This window comes from Flavobacterium shii, from assembly GCF_025847235.1.
GTDB classification, from domain to species: Bacteria; Bacteroidota; Bacteroidia; order Flavobacteriales; family Flavobacteriaceae; genus Flavobacterium; species Flavobacterium shii.
Genome location: NZ_JAOZEW010000011.1, coordinates 158,339 through 174,141 on the forward strand (window position 1 = coordinate 158,339; position 15,803 = coordinate 174,141).

Below are 15,803 nucleotides of genomic sequence, written 5' to 3' on the forward strand. Positions count from 1 at the left end.
AATTCGTGGCAGAAGTAAATTATTTTAATCCTTTAAATCTGTGGTAAAAAAACTAAATGCTTTCTTGTAAAATAGAATAAACTAGTTCTTTGGTAGGTTTTTGGTCTTTTAGTTTTTCTCTAACAGTATCGAAAGTTACTTTAAAATCACAACCCAATTTATAATCTCCGCAACCATAAGCTGTTTTTCCTTTCATTATCGTTCCCTTTTTGCATTTAGGACACGTTAAAGAGTCTGATGTTGCTGCCGAAGTTGTTTTTGGTGTTGCTTTCTTAGGTTCTAGTTTAAGTTTGTAATTCTCTTCAAACCGAATCAAACCTTCTACTGTACCAGCATCGGTTTTAAAGCCTTTTATATTTACTGTTGATCCTTTCTGAACTAATCTTAAATATTGGTTTTCGGATATTTTTTTGTCAGCAAAAGTATAAGGTAATACAAAATCGCAACCCGCTTTATAATTGCCACAGCCATAAGCCGATTTTCCTTTTATAAGTGTTGCTTTTTGGCATTTAGGACAGGTTTCTGCCAAGATTCCTGCTGCTTTCTTTTTCTCAACTTTGGCAACTTCTTTTTGTACGCTTCCCACATGCGAAATATTGGCATGTCTGGTTTCACTTCGCACTTCATATACCAAAGCTTCGACCATGCGTTTCATATTGATGATAAAAGCACCAGCGGTAAAAGTTCCTTTCTCGATATCTTTCAACTGCTTTTCCCAAGACCCTGTGAGTTCTGCCGATTTTATTAATTCATTCTGAATTGTCTCAATAAGCTGAATCCCTGTTGGTGTTGGTAAAACTTGTTTTTTATTTCGAACAATGTATTGACGTTTAAAAAGCGTTTCAATAATATTAGCTCGGGTAGATGGACGTCCGATACCATTTTCTTTCATCAATTCGCGTAAATCTTCATCATCGACCTGTTTACCTGCAGTTTCCATGGCACGTAATAAGGTTGCCTCTGTAAACTGATTGGGCGGTTTGGTTTCCTTTTCTAAAAAAGAAGGTTCATGCGGACCTTTTTCTCCCACAATAAAACTTGGTAATAAATCGGCTTCTTTTTCCTTTGCATTTGGGTCTTCAAAAACAACACGGAATCCTTTCTTTAAGATTTCTTTTCCGGTGGTTTTAAAGTGCACTTCGGCGGCTTTTCCTATTACTGTAGTATTAGCAACCAAACAATCATCATAAAATACGGCAATAAATCGTTTTGTAATGATATCATAGACTTGCTGCTGATTGTATTGCAAATTAGATTGTATGCCCGTTGGGATAATTGCGTGGTGATCGGTTACTTTTTTATCGTTAAAAACCTTAGGTGATTTTTTAATCTTTTTTTCTAAAAGTGGTTGGGTTAATGCTGCATAATTGGTTAAGTTTTGCAAAATCCCCGGTACTTTTGGATAAATATCGTTTGGTAAAAACGTAGTATCAACTCTGGGATAGGTGACTACTTTTTGTTCGTATAGCGTTTGTACAATTTTAAGCGTTTCATCTGCCGAAAAACCAAACTTAGTATTGCAATATACTTGTAAACCTGTTAAGTCGAAAAGTTTTGGCGCAAACTCATTCCCATTCTTTTTGTCTACAGAAACAATTTCGAATTCACTTTCTTTAACTTTATTGGCGAGAAGTTCTCCATCTTCTTTTTTTAAGAAGCGACCTTCTTCATAGCTAAAAAGTGTTTCTCGATATAAAGTTTGTAATTCCCAATAGGGTTGAGGTTTAAAGTTTTCGATTTCTTTCCAGCGATCTACAACCATCGCCAATGTTGGGGTTTGTACCCGACCAATAGACAATACTTGTTTGTAACCACCGTGTTTTACAGTGTATAAACGGGTGGCATTCATACCAAGTAACCAGTCGCCAATGGCTCTTGAAAATCCTGCGTAATATAAATTATCGTAGTTAGCAGATGGTTTTAAGTTTTCAAAACCCTCTTTTATGGCTTCGGTTGTTAATGACGAAATCCATAAACGTTGTACTTCGCCTTTATAGTTGGCTTCATTCATAACCCAACGCTGGATTAGTTCTCCTTCTTGTCCAGCATCGCCACAGTTTATAACCAACTCGGCTTTGTCAAATAGACCTTTTATGATTTTGAATTGTTTCTGGATTCCTGAATTTTCCACCACTTTGGTTTCAAATTTCTCGGGAAGCATGGGTAAGTTGTTCAAATCCCAACTTTTCCAATGTGGTTTATAATCGTTAGGTTCTTTTAAGGTGCATAAATGTCCAAAAGTATACGTTACCGCATATCCGTTGCCTTCATAATACCCATCGTGTTTGGTATTGGCTCCTAAAACGGATGCGATTTCACGTGCTACACTTGGTTTTTCAGCAATACAGACCTTCATTTTTCTCCTTCTTATTAAAAGGCGAAATTAAGGATTTTTTATAAGAAAGGAGCAAAGGTTCTTAGGAACAAAGGCACAAAGGCTCTTTTTTAATATTACAGAAACGCAATTTTTTTGTTTCACGCAGATTGTTAAAAGATTAGAGCAGATATATACAGCGGATTTATTTTATTTGTAGAATCTGCTCTTGATTGCTATAGAGACTGAGTAAAATAATCTTTTTAATCTATTCTAACTCCAAGCCAAAGGAACGCTGATTATAGGGATTTGCTAAAGCAAAAACACGGATTAAACGGATTTTATTTTTGATTGTTTTAAATCAGTTTTTATTCTTGTAGCCCATGAATAAAGCATAAAAACCACAAACAGAAGCTTGTGGTTTTTGAACTTATAAATTTCAGCATTGCTTTAAAAATAAAGAAGCTTGCTATTTGGCTATTTTAATTTTAGACGTAAAGTGTATTCTTTAACAAATTCATCAACATGTTCTTGTTTGATTTGTTGTCTGTTTAAGCCCTTCAGACTGCCTACATATCCTGTAAAAACATGGCTAATAAAGAGGGGAGAAACAGCTTTGTTATAAGATGCGCTATGGCAAAAAAAGCAATTAACAAGATTTTCGACTGAAGTTTCATGTATTGATTTCGGTTTAAAACCAGCCTGAACATAGGTTTCCATCGTAATATTGTAGGCCGCAACGGAACCTCTGGTCAGTTTTCCGGGTGCAGAATTTGAAAGATTACCAGCTAACGAATCTAATAAGGCAGCTTGTTCCTGAGTAGTATTGTATCCTTCAGTATTAATCCATAGCGAACCATTGTAAAAATAATTATTCCAGATACCTTTTAGCTGTGCTTTAACGCTTTGATTAATAGTACGAACATTATTGAAGTTTTGTGAACCATCTTGGCTCGTTTTCATATAAAGCTGAACATTAAAAGAGCCTTTCATTGCTTTTTCAACAGGAACGCCATATTTATAAACGGAAAAGACATCGGTATAAATCCCGTTTTTTGTAGTTATATTCTTAACTGTTGCAGTGCTACTTTTATTAAAAAAAGGATAATCAACTGTACTCGTCACTGGCGCATCAGTTGTTGGCGTAGCTTTTGACCAATCGTAAGCAGGTGCAAGATTTTCATGTTCAAAAGTAGCCCATACAAATTCGGGATGATTTTGTACAACCCCAACGACATGCATTCCTAAAAGTGCCACTCTTTTTTTAACTCCATTGATTACGCCCTCAGTTACAAAATAAGAGGAAGGATCTTTAAGAACGCTCGCATCAATCCAAGAGGTTTTAAGTTCTAATGCCCCTACAGGAAAAGTTATACCTTTCACTTGCAAAGGGTTCTTCTTTGCTATTGGACCATATTTTAGCATTGTTGAGTAAAGGAGGTTGTCCATGAATATAGAATAATAGACTGTAGTAGATCGAGGAACACCCGATGTATAATTAGGGGTTTTTAAAATGTCAATAGTAGAACTCGCCTGAGCAGTATCTCTTAGAACAATTCCTTGACTTGGATCTAATCGCTTACCTTCCGCAGTCACCTGAATCAAATTAGAAATAAAGAATGGTTTTCCATTAACTTCATTGGTGAGAAAAAGAAATTTTTGCCACGACCATTGATGAAAGTCACAATTCGTTACTGTTGCATTGTTAGCAAATACGCTAGTTGGACCTTCATTTGGTGGAGGAGTTTGGCGCGTGTTGTTTACGATCGTAAACCAATTAGAAGGAGCTAAACACTCGGATGTAGCGGCACTTTTTTCTATAGTTGTATAATTATCTTTTTCTCCCTTTGAATCCTTTTTACAGGCACAGAATGAGATTAGGGTGATAAAAAGTAATACCTTTTTTGTAGTTTTCATAATAAGGGGCTTTAGTTAATTTTTGTAGTTATCTCTTTTGAAGATCTGAAATTAAGTAATTAAGAAAATGACTTCTGAAAAAATGTCATAAGCTCTCCATATTTAGGTATAAAGCCAATAAAAATGTGTATTAATAAAAATAGTATAAGTGCTATGGTTCTGATGTTTTGCAAAAGAGTTGCTAAGGTTCTAAGATACTAAGTTTTTTATGCCGTAGTATTGATTCTTGTGAAGTTACAGAGCCGGAAAGCTTTTTTCTTTCATGCAGATTTTAAAATATTTAAGCAGATAGGCGCAGGGTATGCTGCTGGCGAAGTCTCCCGACTTCGTCCCCATTACTATATTCCGCTATAATTTTGAAAATCAATAATCATTATATCGAGTAAAATTATTCAAATTCAATGTGTCAACGATAGGGATGTCAGCTTTTACAATTTTTAATAAGCCTGTATCCGTGACATAATTACTAGCACTAGAATAAATATAATGTGATGCTTTTTCGACAATTCCAGCACGAACGGGATTAAGATGAATGTAATTCAACTTTGACCACATAAATTTGTTGCTATAAATTTCCTCGGGATGGCTGCCATATTGCCAAAACTGATAGTTTTTGTTTCTAGAATGACTTTCGGTTGCTAATTTAAAACGTTCAAGCATCCATTCTCTTCTGCTTTCTGGTTCAGATTTTATCTTTTCTATAGTTTTTGTAGCAGTAAATTTTTTAAAATCTCGCAATAAATCCGACAACTCTCCATTACCAGATTGTACTATCATATGAATATGATTACTCATAATTACATAGCCATACAAAAGCATTGATTTGTTTGTAATACAGAAATTTAAACATTCAACAACTAGGTCTCTGTAATTTTTTCTTGTAAAAATATCAACCCAATCAACAACAGTTATTGTTATAAAGTGTGGTAAATTTTGATCCCTTATTTTATAACCGCCTTGCATTTTTTTATCCAAATATAATCTTTTTTCTTACAAATAAGTTTTTATCTCTGATTATTGCTTATTGGAATGTGTACGAAGTCGGGAGACTTCGCCCAGCAAGTGATATTTATTTTGAATGGCTAACCTTCTTTCTCCTATCTGTAAGATATTTTCGAACAGGAATATCATAGGAAATCATTGTAAGATAGGCGATACCTACTAGAAGAATTGTTCCTATAATTATAATAAAAGTAAGTTGACTTGTTTCTGGCTTATACTTGGTGTAATAGTTTGCAAATATCCACATCACAGCGTAATGCGTCATGTATAGCGGATACGATATATTTCCGAGGAAGACGCATAGTTTTTTGAATCCTGATGCTAGAGTTGCTCCAGCTCCTAATACAATCAATAAGGGGAAATATAACAATACAACTATAGGTTCTGTAAGCCAGTTCCAATTGGAAAAAGGAACTAAGAAAGCTAAAAGCAGTAATACTGATAAACCAATAAAGCCTAGTTTTGACTTTATAATCCAATTAGAACGATAAATTAGCATTCCTGCTAAGAAAGAATAGGAAATACGAGCACAACCATCCCAAAAATTTTCTCCGCTCCATCCACCCATTAGGGAACCTCCCGCGCGGTGACTAACAAAACAGATTCCTGCTGCAGCAAAAACAGTTAATAAAAAGAGGGATCGGCGACTCAGTTTATAAAGGAAAAGCGCATAAAGAATATTAGCAACGTATTCCCAGAACAAAGACCATCCTGGCGCATTTAAACCAAAGAGGTTAAAATAACGATCTGCCATTACTGGAAAAGGAATCAGAAATATAGAAGCCAAGAATATCAGAATCAGTTTACCTGTTTCGTAGGTCCCAGATTGACCACCAAATGGATCAAAAAGAAAAGCCAATAATCCTAATACGGAACCAAAAATAACCAAGGGATGTAACCTGATTAGCCTTAATTTAAAAAAGTCAGTGATTCTCATTTTATCAATTCGATCATGATAGGCGTAGGCAATAACAAAACCAGAGAGACAAAAGAAAAAGTCGACTGCTAAAAATCCGTGTGCGATGAAGTTTTCGTTGGGAGGATAAACTATTTCCATAAAATGAAAAATTACAATCGCCACAGCGGCAATTCCTCTTAAGCCGTCAAGGATTTCAAAATGTTGTTTTGGTTTTAAAGTTTCGGTTTTTATCATGTTTATAGATATCGCATTTCAATAGTACGGTTTATGAATTGGATTGGGTTTACGAGCGGGTAAATTAAGAATTTACAAGTTGATATTAAAGAGAAATCATCAGGAGTTATGAACGGTGGTTTTGCCTCGAAGACGCTAAGGTTCGAAGGATTTATTTGTTCTCGTGAAGTTGCGAAGTTTTTTAATGATTATTTTTTGGTTTTCTATGCCAGTGAACTAAAAAATCATGGCAACCCGAAATAATATTCCTAAAATCAAAAATAGTATTATTGAAGACTATCGTTTTATCTTATATTTTTATTTTGTTGTAAATGAAGCAATAAAATTACTACCATATAAAGAGAAAAATTTATTTGACTGTTCGTTTTCAATTTGATTTGTTTTTAGTGTTATTTCTTCAAATAATTTTTGAAAATCTTCTTGGGTCTTACATTTTAAAATCTGACTGTTGCTGAAATTAACTAAATTTTGAAATGAAATTCTTCCTTCTTCTCTAAGTTTCCAAGTTTCAAAGACTTTAAATTGCAAAATAAACGTTGCAGCTAATGAGCCTATTAAAGGAATTAAAATGCTAATAATTCGTGTTGTAAATGTCCAGGTTTCTTGGGTTTGAAATGCTACAAAGATGGAAGTAATAAAACCACTCAATAAAGATAAAAGTTGTAATGAATACCATATTCTATAATTTAATCGGCATGCCTTAGCATACCATACTTCATATTCTTTATGGATTTTTGTTATAAATGTTTGAAGAGATGCAAAGTCGTTTGGAATTTGTTCTGACATATTTGTAATTTTTTAGTTGGTTAATTTTTTTTTACTTAACTAAAGTGCTAAAAATTAGCATGTAAGCTTTCTAAAAAAAATAGCGGTTTTGTGAATATTTTCTATTTATAAAAAAGTTACAGGAATTATTTTCCTGTAGCTTTTTGATATTGAGTATTCGCTTACTGTGTAGGAGCAGCGGATTAAATAAAATTCATAAATAAAAACCGCTACAAGAACACTCTTGCAGCGGTTTAATTTATTTGTAATATGCATAGTTTTTTATGGCAGAACAATTTATTTGAAACTTAATTTAAATTCAACTTTACTTATTTCTTCAGGTTTATTTGATGTAAATTTTATATTTTTTATTTTATCTAATTCTACATCTATTTTTACTGTAGAATTTACTTTTGCTTTTTTAACAACTGCAGTATTTTTAATTAGTGTTTTCATACTATTTTCTTTTAATAATAAATCCGTAAAAATCACCGTTTGAATCAAAAGGAACGTCAAAAACATCTCCATTTTCATCTTCCATTGCACCAAAGATATGAAATGTTTCAGACAATTCTTTAAGATTTAGCGATATAGCTCTTCTGTATAATCGTGTTCTTGCTTTAGTACTACCTCTAATAAAAATATTTCTGTCTGGATATATTTCTGAAAATGTATAAGCAGATTTGGCAACTGTAGCTAGAACTACATTTCTATCTCCATTATCGCTTACAGCTAAATCATCAATGATATATCTATTTTGGGCTGGGTCAAAAATTAAATCTCCAAAACCTAAATTGTATAATGTCTTTTTTTTTGTCTTTGTATAAGCAATGCCTTTAGATATTTCGCCACTAGTTCCAATACTTTCAAATCTAAAAAGAGTTGAATCAGTGTTTGTGAGCAAATCATATTTTGGAATATTCATTATTAAAAATTAGTATCGCGAAAATACATTATTTTTTATAAGTATTTACTTACAAAATTATTTAGTTTCGATTATATAATCTACGCTTTAAAAATATCAAGTCTTTGCATCCAGAATATTCCTGACTCTAAAAACGTAAGTTTTGTTTTTATTACTTGATCTGTTTTATCTTTTGGATTTTTGGTTACAAATCTAGCTTTCGAATTATTAAAATCTAAGGTGTATTTATCATCAAAGTCTTCTTTTTTATTTGATAAAAAAGTAATTACATTGTCTTTTGAAGTCCATTTTCCTTTTCCGTATTTATTTACTTCTGGAGGATTTCCTCCTTTAATTTTCGAATACGAATGAAATACAAATGTCCCGTCTTGATTTAAGGTTAATTTATATTCGATGTTATGTTTTCCTTCTTCTGTAAGTGTACGATTATAATCGCCCACAAATGCATTAGATTGTGCAAATAAAGTTAAGTTGGAAATTAAAAGTAAGGTTGTAATTAATAGTTTCATTGGTTTGGTTTTATGGTTTTTTAGGTTTCAGTTATTACTTTTTCTCTGTTAGATATAAATTTGCTATATCTTCTATAAAACGTTGAGGATGTCCGCCTTGTAAATTGGTTAAAATCACTATCGAAACATTATCTTTCGGATAAATATATAAAGCATTTCTAGCACCGCCTAAGGCAGTAATTACAGGATTTTTGAGTCTTGAATTGGTATCAAAACCAATCGCAGTTCCATAAGTCGAGTCGGCTTCTCCAGGCTTTTTTCCATTGTTCAATAGCGTTGGTGTCCAAAGTGTTTTTAACGTTTCGGCTTTAAGCAACGTATTGTTTTGTAGAGCAATAACCCATTGTGCAATTTCTGTAGCTGTTGAGTATATGCTTGCTGCTGGATACAAATTGGTAGGAATTACTTCGTAAACATTGGTTAAGCTACCATTTCTAAAATAAGAATAAGGTCTGGCGGCATGATTTACTATTTTATAAAAATCTCCTAAACCAGCTTTACTGGTATTTTTCATTCCAACTTTTTCGAATTGACTTTCTTTAAGGAATTTTTCAAAAGATTTTCCGTTTATTTTTTCGATAATCATTCCGAGCAGAATGTAATTGGTTTGATTGTATTTTAAATCTTCTCCAGGCTGAAAAACAACTGGTAATTCTTTTATCTTTTTGAATAATATTTTACTGTCTTCAGATAACATATGCTCTGGTCTTTCCCAAATATCAGGAAGTCCCGAGGTATGTGTTGCTATTTGTTTTACTGTAATGTTGCGCCAAGTATTAGGAAGGCTATCTACATATTTTGAAATAGGATCTTCTAGTTTTAATTTACCATTTTCTACCAATTGCATAATGGCAACACCCGTAAAAGCTTTGGTCATAGAATTTATGCTAAAAACAGTTTTGCTATCAACAGCAATTGAATCTTGAATACTCGCTAAACCATAATAACTAGTTTTAATAATTTTATTGTTTTTAACTACAGCTAATTGTAAACCAATAATTTTATTTTTTTGCATTAGGTCTTTTATTACAATATCAACTTTGTCAGTTTGTGAGTAAGTGAAATTGATGAAAGTAAAAAAAGTAAGTAAGAATAATAGTTTTTTCATTTGGTTGGTTTTATGGTCTGTTTGTTTATTCTTCTAATGTATAAGGAAAATTTCCACAATTTTATTTTGAGCATTTAAATGTTTTGCAAATAATAGAAAAATTAGGATTAACAAACTGTTTGTTTTCAATGTTTAGTTTTGGTGTTATGTTGATAATTATTTTAGATTCTAATCTGGATGCTCTACGAAGTTTAGAGACTCCGCTGCCCGCTGGCAAATGTCTCTGACTTCGCGTAGCTTTTCATAAGGAACTTTTCGTATAGCAGATTGTAATTATTAACAATCCTAAAATGATTCCTATGATTTTTTTCATTGATTTTTTACAAAATGTGATTACCTACAAAGATTGATTTTTTCTCTTTATAAATGTTAAAAAGCTACAAAAATATTTTCTTGTAGTTTTTTTATTCAATAGTTCACTATTAAGAACATAGTTATAAATTTCAGTTGAATACAACCGATTGTATACAATCACTTAAAAGTAATCTGGTTCTTGTAATTTCGTCTCTATAAAAAACAAGAAAGCAATCAATTAAAATTCAATAATGGAAATACAACATAAAGAATCAGCCACAGAATTATTAGAATCAATGAATAAAGTAGAATATTTCAAAAAACTAAAACTAGCAAATACTACTGATAATTCGTTTAGCGTAACACTAAAAGTATCTTGTTATAACGAGCTAAATCTAATGGTTTCGGATTTGCTTAAAGCAAGTATTATTTTGCTAAATGAAGATGCCCGAAATTTGTCAAGTTTAACAACAGTTACTGATATTAATGTAATGACTTTGCTTGAAATCGCTTTACAGCTATTACCAGAGGAAGAAATGGAATTATTGGATGATTTGCATAAGATTCATTTGAAGACTGATGCAGAATAAATATTATTGAAAGGCAAATCATTAAAATTTAGAATGTTGTACGAAGTCCGAAGACTTCGCACAACGATCGTGATAGTTGGAATATTTCGGAGAGCGGGGTGTATTTTTTTTAATATTCAGATCTATACATGTTAATAATTAATTCTTTTATATCTTCACCTTCATTTGTTTGGATTTCCGAACTGTTATTTTTTTGAAATGTAATTACGTTAATTGTTTTAACAATGGTTGAGTCGAGGGATTTACTGTCTCTTGTATCTTTTTCAAAACGTTTAAAAATCCCATTTTCTGTTAACCATTTTTTTGCTAATTCATATTCTCTATCTTCTTCAATAGCTTTTTCTGCTGAGTTCATAAGTATATATTTATTATTATCATATTTGTTGTTTTGTGAATGCTCGATTTTGCATTCCGATAGCGTAGATGAGTATAAAGTACGAAGACTTCGCACAGTGATTCCAACATTTAAAAAGAAAAGCTTCGCAGAGCAGAGGCTATTTAGAAGGTTTTGGTGCAGAGGGTCTAGAAGGGGAACTTGGAGGGTTGTTTCCTCTTCCTGGTCCTGATGGGTTTCCTGTTGTACTTGGTCCGTTGGGTGATCTTTGATTGCTCATAGTTATAAAATTTTAAAAGTTAGATATTCAGTTATTTTATATTGTATTGTTTCTCACGGTTGCGGGCACGGATTTTCAACCTGTGCTATTGAACATTGAAGATATATCCGCGTCATCTGGGTGTCGAATTATATTTATTATTCGTATAATTCCCAATACTGATCATCAATAAATTGCACAAAAGATTCACTTGTAAATATTTCGCTATAATCTCCGTCTTCGTCTAAAAGGTAAAAACTTTTTCCTTTTTTTATTAAAGCACTATAACTCATATTGGCTTGATATGGAGTGTCAAAATAATAAAGTTTGTCTTCTTCTGTGCAAACTTTATTAAAAACTGAATAGAGAAATAAAAGTCTAGTTTCACGAAGTATTTCAGTAATTTTGTCAATAGTTTCTAAGTATTGTTTAGGTGTTTTTATTTCATTAATATCAAAATCTTCTCTAAGTAATTTTAAATAGCCTGTCAAAGGTTAAGTTCAAAATTATTCGAAATATTTTCAATTTCCAGTGATAGTTTGTTTAGTTTTTCTTTTGCCATTGTTGTTTTTAGTGTGTTTTTTGGTTAGAGGTGCATGATCAGGATAGATTTTCGGTTAGCTAAAACGTCCCGCTCGTGCACTCATAGTTTTTTATATTTGGTTATTGAGATGGCTTGTGCTCACGAGCGGGGCGTTCTAATTGCAATATTTAATGAAATGGATTCTTTCTTCTTCGAAACTAAATTCCTCAAATTCTTCTTTATCGAGTGAATAGACAAGAATTTTATCGCCTATCTCATTCAGGTAAATAAGACCATTCTCACCTACTGAAATATTTTCAATGTCACGACAGTTATCGTTTTTGCGATATCTGGTTATTGTTTTAGATTCAACAATTTTAAAGTTATGAATTTTAATATACTCAAATACACTATCTCTTCTACATAAATCCAAATAGGCGCAAAAAAGATTTAAGTTGATACCATCGTCAATATAATCCAGAGCAATAGAAACAGATTCCTTTAGATGGTGAATATTTAAAATTTCGAACCCACTTTTTATTAAACGGATTAGTAAAAAAACTCCAGTTCTGTTCATGGAACCTCTTAGTAAAATTAATTCTTTACTATTATAATAAATCCTTTGAATATCCTGTAATTCACTTAAAAAAGATAACTCTTCATTTGATTTAACGGAGTATATCCATTCTTTAATTCCCTTGAAATCCTTAACGCTAGTTCTTATTGATTCAATAGTTATTATGGGAAAAATTTGAAAATCTTCATTTATTTGGTAGACTAGTGTCTCGCTGTTATGTGTATAATTATTTTCTATTCCCACAAAACTATTTTTATAAGCTGTCAACTTGAGGTAGAGTTCCATGTAATGACTTTTTAAATGATGAAATTCATTGAAAACCAATATTTTTATTCCAATTTGTACTATGGTTTCAATTTTGCCGTCATTTTTAATTTTACAAAATACGTCATTGATTCTCTCTTTTTCTGAAGCATGATAAAAGAAATGTGCCATTAAATCTTTTTCAGGATTCCAATAAAAACAATCTCGAGCATTGACACCTACGATAACTGTTGAATCTAGTGTTCTGACTACTTCAATCTTGGATACTTTTAATTGTTTGTCTAATGGTAGTTTTGCATATACTTGATTTAAGTTCTTAGGATTTCTCAATGTAAGTTCGTTGGAAGTTGTAACCAATACAAACTTTTTAGGCAAATTTCTAAGAATAGAAGCCTTCGGTTTTTCAACATAAAGATCATTTACATTATACTCTAAATATTTCTTCAATGAATTAATTATTCGGGTAAGGTTTTCAAAAAAATATCTATCCGAACTATATGTTTCGATTAAATCTAATTTTAAATTCATTGAGACCTTTATTTCTCTAATAAACTTAACTAGATGACCAGAGAAATAACCATGATGAATAGGACACCAATTTAATAGTTTTAGATCCATTAAAATATCTTTTGGAATTTTATCTAAACAACTATAAGCTAATAATCCGCTATGAATAATTCGCAAATGATCTAGATTTTCAAGTGACCATGAATTTTTATGCCAGTCATCAACAATTTTATTTAATTCTGATAAGTCAAAAATTGACTGAATAATATTTTGGCTGAAAATAAACTTCTCTCTTTTGTCAGTAATAGTAGCATTGTATTCTTCAAGCGCTTTATTGAATACTATTACTTTTTCAGACTCAATCCAATAATATTCTTTATCATAAACCTCTTCTATAATTGAATTTAGCTTCTCATTGTTTTGCCCTGCTGTTAGTAGTTTCTTTATTTCAGCCAATTCTTTAGTTATATTTTCTATTGCCAATTTATTAGAGTCCCCATAGGTTGTACCGCAAAACAATCTACACCATTCATCCCCAAAGAAATTGCGAACTATGATAGGATGTTTTTTAAGAATTCTATTGATTTGGATACTATCCCATTTAATAAAATCTATTTCGACCTTTTTTAGGTCTGATTTTAGGGTATTGAATTTATCTTGTAATCCTGTTGAATTTAACGCTAGACTTGTGCATAAAAAAAACTTGTCACTTTTTGAACACCAACTCCCATTCTTAAACTCTTGAACTATTTCATCAAGCTTTCCTGGTGATATGGTTTGATATCTTTTGCATTGGAAGCACTCATATTTGTTGGAGTCTTTGGAAGCGAAAATATCAATTCCTTCTTGTTTACTGCCAGAAACACCATAGATTTCGCATTTATCAATTGAATGATATTCTTCGACCAGCCTGAGACAAAGTCTTTCAAAATCATCCCAAGATAATTTATTGATAGGTAACTCGCTAATTCTCGAATCAGCAGGAGGCGACATTTCAGACTCAGGATTAGCGAATAAATATGATTTATCATTTAGTTTTTCACTCATTACTTTTTTCTTTCCTATTTCCAAATCTTGTACAACTGTATATATGTAAAACAATATTCGTGTATATGTCTTTTTTAGATAAATTGGCGAATCGTTGCTTCATATTAATGTTTTTCAAATATATAAATTAACAACGATAATACTAATAAAAAGAATTTAATTTAAAATATTTCCCAAAATTATATTCTTTTAATCCAATCATTTTACTGAAAACCGTAAATCCTCTTATTTATTACAAATATCTTAGCCCTGATAGCCCCGAAGTGTCGGGAGAAATCCTTTTGTGAAGCTTTGGCGGAACAAAAGATTGTAACGTCCCGAGGCTTCGGGAGCAGGAAAAAGCTCCTAAAAAAGGGTATAATTGGGTTAAATTTTGTTGTGAAATTGTGGCTAAAAAACTCAGAACTTTAATGATAGAATTTTAAACAAAAATTTTGTAATTTTGCAGTCCAAATAAAGGATTTATAAAATGTTAGATAGACTTCAAATAGTAAAACAACGTTTCGACGAGATTTCGGATTTAATCATCCAACCGGATGTTATTGCGGATCAGAAACGTTATGTGCAATTGAATCAAGAGTACAAGAACCTAAAAGCATTGGCGGAAAAACGCGACGAATACGTGCTTTTGATGGCAAATATAGACGAGGCTAATGAAATAATTGCAGATGGTAGCGATGCCGATATGACCGAAATGGCCAAAATGCAATTGGACGAAGCCAAGGACAGATTACCGGAACTAGAGGATGAAATCAAGTTTATGTTGATTCCTAAGGATCCCGAAGATGCCAAAAACGTAATGGTAGAGATTCGTGCTGGTACGGGTGGAGATGAGGCAAGTATTTTTGCTGGAGATCTTTTCCGTATGTATACTAAATATTGTGAGAACCGTGGTTGGAGAACTTCGGTTGTAGATATGAACGAGGGTACTTCGGGTGGTTTTAAAGAGGTTATCTTTGAGGTTACTGGCGAGGATGTTTACGGTACGCTTAAGTTTGAAGCTGGTGTACACCGTGTACAACGTGTTCCTCAGACTGAAACGCAAGGTCGTGTGCATACATCGGCAGCTACGGTTATGGTGCTTCCTGAAGCCGAAGAGTTTGATGTACAGATTGATATGAACGACGTACGTGTAGACTTTTTCTGTTCGTCTGGGCCTGGTGGACAATCGGTTAATACTACTAAATCGGCGGTGCGTTTAACGCATATTCCAACTGGTTTGGTGGCGCAATGTCAGGATCAAAAATCGCAACACAAGAATAAAGATAAAGCATTAGGCGTTTTACGTTCTCGTTTGTACGAACAAGAATTGGCTAAGAAAGAGGCAGAGGATGCTACTAAGCGTACTTCGCAAGTAAGTTCTGGTGACCGTTCGGCTAAGATTCGTACTTACAACTACGCTCAAGGACGTGTAACAGATCACCGTGTTGGTCTTACTTTATATGATTTGGGTAATATCATGAATGGTGATATCCAGAAAATTGTAGATGAGTTACAATTGGTAAACAATACTGAGAAATTAAAAGAAGCTAGCGAAGTATTTTAACTTTAAAGTTTCTAATATATTAAAAGAGCCTGTTTCATTAGTGAAACAGGCTCTTTTTTTTAGATTAAGGTCAAGGTATATCTGTATGACGCTTTTTCTTAGCGTCTCAGTCCCGAAGTTTCGGGATAGCGCCTTATCCTTGTTAAAAAAAAATATAGTGAGGGTATTA

The 15,803-nt window shown here is 32.5% G+C and carries 14 protein-coding genes; 2 read left to right on the top strand and 12 right to left on the bottom strand.

Going from position 1 to position 15,803, the window contains the following annotated elements:
- Window positions 1-52 precede the first annotated feature (52 nt).
- From OIU83_RS11895 to OIU83_RS11935, 9 genes are all read right to left on the bottom strand, one after another.
- The gene (locus tag OIU83_RS11895; protein WP_264206476.1) at window positions 53-2,356 is read right to left on the bottom strand and encodes a type IA DNA topoisomerase; all 2,304 of its coding nucleotides are present in this window, start codon (window positions 2,354-2,356) and stop codon (window positions 53-55) included.
- 435 nt (window positions 2,357-2,791) lie between these two features.
- The gene (locus OIU83_RS11900) at window positions 2,792-4,231 is read right to left on the bottom strand and encodes a hypothetical protein (protein WP_264206477.1); all 1,440 of its coding nucleotides are present in this window, start codon (window positions 4,229-4,231) and stop codon (window positions 2,792-2,794) included.
- 363 nt (window positions 4,232-4,594) lie between these two features.
- Entirely contained in the window at window positions 4,595-5,194 is a 600-nt protein-coding gene (locus tag OIU83_RS11905; protein ID WP_264206506.1) for an REP-associated tyrosine transposase, read from the bottom strand.
- Window positions 5,195-5,300: 106 nt separating this feature from the next.
- Window positions 5,301-6,386 carry an acyltransferase family protein gene (locus OIU83_RS11910; protein WP_264206478.1) on the bottom strand — a complete coding sequence of 362 codons (1,086 nt, stop codon included), beginning with the start codon at window positions 6,384-6,386 and terminating at the stop codon, window positions 5,301-5,303.
- Between the two features lie 297 nt (window positions 6,387-6,683).
- Window positions 6,684-7,172, bottom strand: a complete 489-nt coding sequence (locus OIU83_RS11915; protein WP_264206479.1) for a hypothetical protein — start codon at window positions 7,170-7,172, stop codon at window positions 6,684-6,686.
- Window positions 7,173-7,448: 276 nt separating this feature from the next.
- Entirely contained in the window at window positions 7,449-7,607 is a 159-nt protein-coding gene (locus OIU83_RS11920) for a hypothetical protein (RefSeq protein WP_264206480.1), read from the bottom strand.
- A 1-nt stretch (window position 7,608) separates the two neighbouring features.
- A complete protein-coding gene (locus OIU83_RS11925; protein ID WP_264206481.1) occupies window positions 7,609-8,076 on the bottom strand; it encodes a DUF6934 family protein in 468 nt (155 codons plus the stop codon).
- An 80-nt stretch (window positions 8,077-8,156) separates the two neighbouring features.
- Window positions 8,157-8,585 (bottom strand): copper resistance protein NlpE, encoded by a 429-nt coding sequence (locus OIU83_RS11930; protein WP_264206482.1) that lies wholly within the window; start codon window positions 8,583-8,585, stop codon window positions 8,157-8,159.
- Between the two features lie 34 nt (window positions 8,586-8,619).
- A complete protein-coding gene (locus tag OIU83_RS11935; protein ID WP_264206483.1) occupies window positions 8,620-9,693 on the bottom strand; it encodes a serine hydrolase domain-containing protein in 1,074 nt (357 codons plus the stop codon).
- Between the two features lie 545 nt (window positions 9,694-10,238).
- Between OIU83_RS11935 and OIU83_RS11940 the strand changes: the two genes are divergently transcribed.
- Window positions 10,239-10,577, top strand: coding sequence for a hypothetical protein (locus OIU83_RS11940; RefSeq protein ID WP_264206484.1), 339 nt, complete (start codon window positions 10,239-10,241; stop codon window positions 10,575-10,577).
- 109 nt (window positions 10,578-10,686) lie between these two features.
- Here OIU83_RS11940 and OIU83_RS11945 read toward each other — a convergent pair whose 3' ends face one another.
- The 3 genes from OIU83_RS11945 to OIU83_RS11955 form a co-directional block, all read right to left on the bottom strand.
- A complete protein-coding gene (locus OIU83_RS11945; protein WP_264206485.1) occupies window positions 10,687-10,932 on the bottom strand; it encodes a hypothetical protein in 246 nt (81 codons plus the stop codon).
- Window positions 10,933-11,328: 396 nt separating this feature from the next.
- Complete coding sequence (locus OIU83_RS11950) at window positions 11,329-11,661, bottom strand: hypothetical protein (RefSeq protein WP_264206486.1); 333 nt, start codon at window positions 11,659-11,661, stop codon at window positions 11,329-11,331.
- A 207-nt stretch (window positions 11,662-11,868) separates the two neighbouring features.
- Window positions 11,869-14,088: a restriction endonuclease gene (locus tag OIU83_RS11955; RefSeq protein WP_264206487.1), complete on the bottom strand. Its 2,220-nt coding sequence runs from the start codon at window positions 14,086-14,088 to the stop codon at window positions 11,869-11,871.
- 469 nt (window positions 14,089-14,557) lie between these two features.
- Here OIU83_RS11955 and prfA point away from each other — a divergent pair, with 469 nt between their 5' ends.
- The gene (prfA, locus tag OIU83_RS11960; protein WP_264206488.1) at window positions 14,558-15,634 is read left to right on the top strand and encodes a peptide chain release factor 1; all 1,077 of its coding nucleotides are present in this window, start codon (window positions 14,558-14,560) and stop codon (window positions 15,632-15,634) included.
- The last annotated feature ends 169 nt before the right edge of the window (window positions 15,635-15,803 follow it).

Bases quoted from the DNA above. Each gene is read 5' to 3' on its own strand.
- OIU83_RS11895 (WP_264206476.1), bottom strand. From the start codon at position 2,356: ATGAAGGTCTGTATTGCTGAAAAACCAAGTGTAGCACGTGAAATCGCA.
- OIU83_RS11900 (WP_264206477.1), bottom strand. From the start codon at position 4,231: ATGAAAACTACAAAAAAGGTATTACTTTTTATCACCCTAATCTCATTC.
- OIU83_RS11905 (WP_264206506.1), bottom strand. From the start codon at position 5,194: ATGCAAGGCGGTTATAAAATAAGGGATCAAAATTTACCACACTTTATA.
- OIU83_RS11910 (WP_264206478.1), bottom strand. From the start codon at position 6,386: ATGATAAAAACCGAAACTTTAAAACCAAAACAACATTTTGAAATCCTT.
- OIU83_RS11915 (WP_264206479.1), bottom strand. From the start codon at position 7,172: ATGTCAGAACAAATTCCAAACGACTTTGCATCTCTTCAAACATTTATA.
- OIU83_RS11920 (WP_264206480.1), bottom strand. From the start codon at position 7,607: ATGAAAACACTAATTAAAAATACTGCAGTTGTTAAAAAAGCAAAAGTA.
- OIU83_RS11925 (WP_264206481.1), bottom strand. From the start codon at position 8,076: ATGAATATTCCAAAATATGATTTGCTCACAAACACTGATTCAACTCTT.
- OIU83_RS11930 (WP_264206482.1), bottom strand. From the start codon at position 8,585: ATGAAACTATTAATTACAACCTTACTTTTAATTTCCAACTTAACTTTA.
- OIU83_RS11935 (WP_264206483.1), bottom strand. From the start codon at position 9,693: ATGAAAAAACTATTATTCTTACTTACTTTTTTTACTTTCATCAATTTC.
- OIU83_RS11940 (WP_264206484.1), top strand. From the start codon at position 10,239: ATGGAAATACAACATAAAGAATCAGCCACAGAATTATTAGAATCAATG.
- OIU83_RS11945 (WP_264206485.1), bottom strand. From the start codon at position 10,932: ATGAACTCAGCAGAAAAAGCTATTGAAGAAGATAGAGAATATGAATTA.
- OIU83_RS11955 (WP_264206487.1), bottom strand. From the start codon at position 14,088: ATGAGTGAAAAACTAAATGATAAATCATATTTATTCGCTAATCCTGAG.
- prfA (WP_264206488.1), top strand. From the start codon at position 14,558: ATGTTAGATAGACTTCAAATAGTAAAACAACGTTTCGACGAGATTTCG.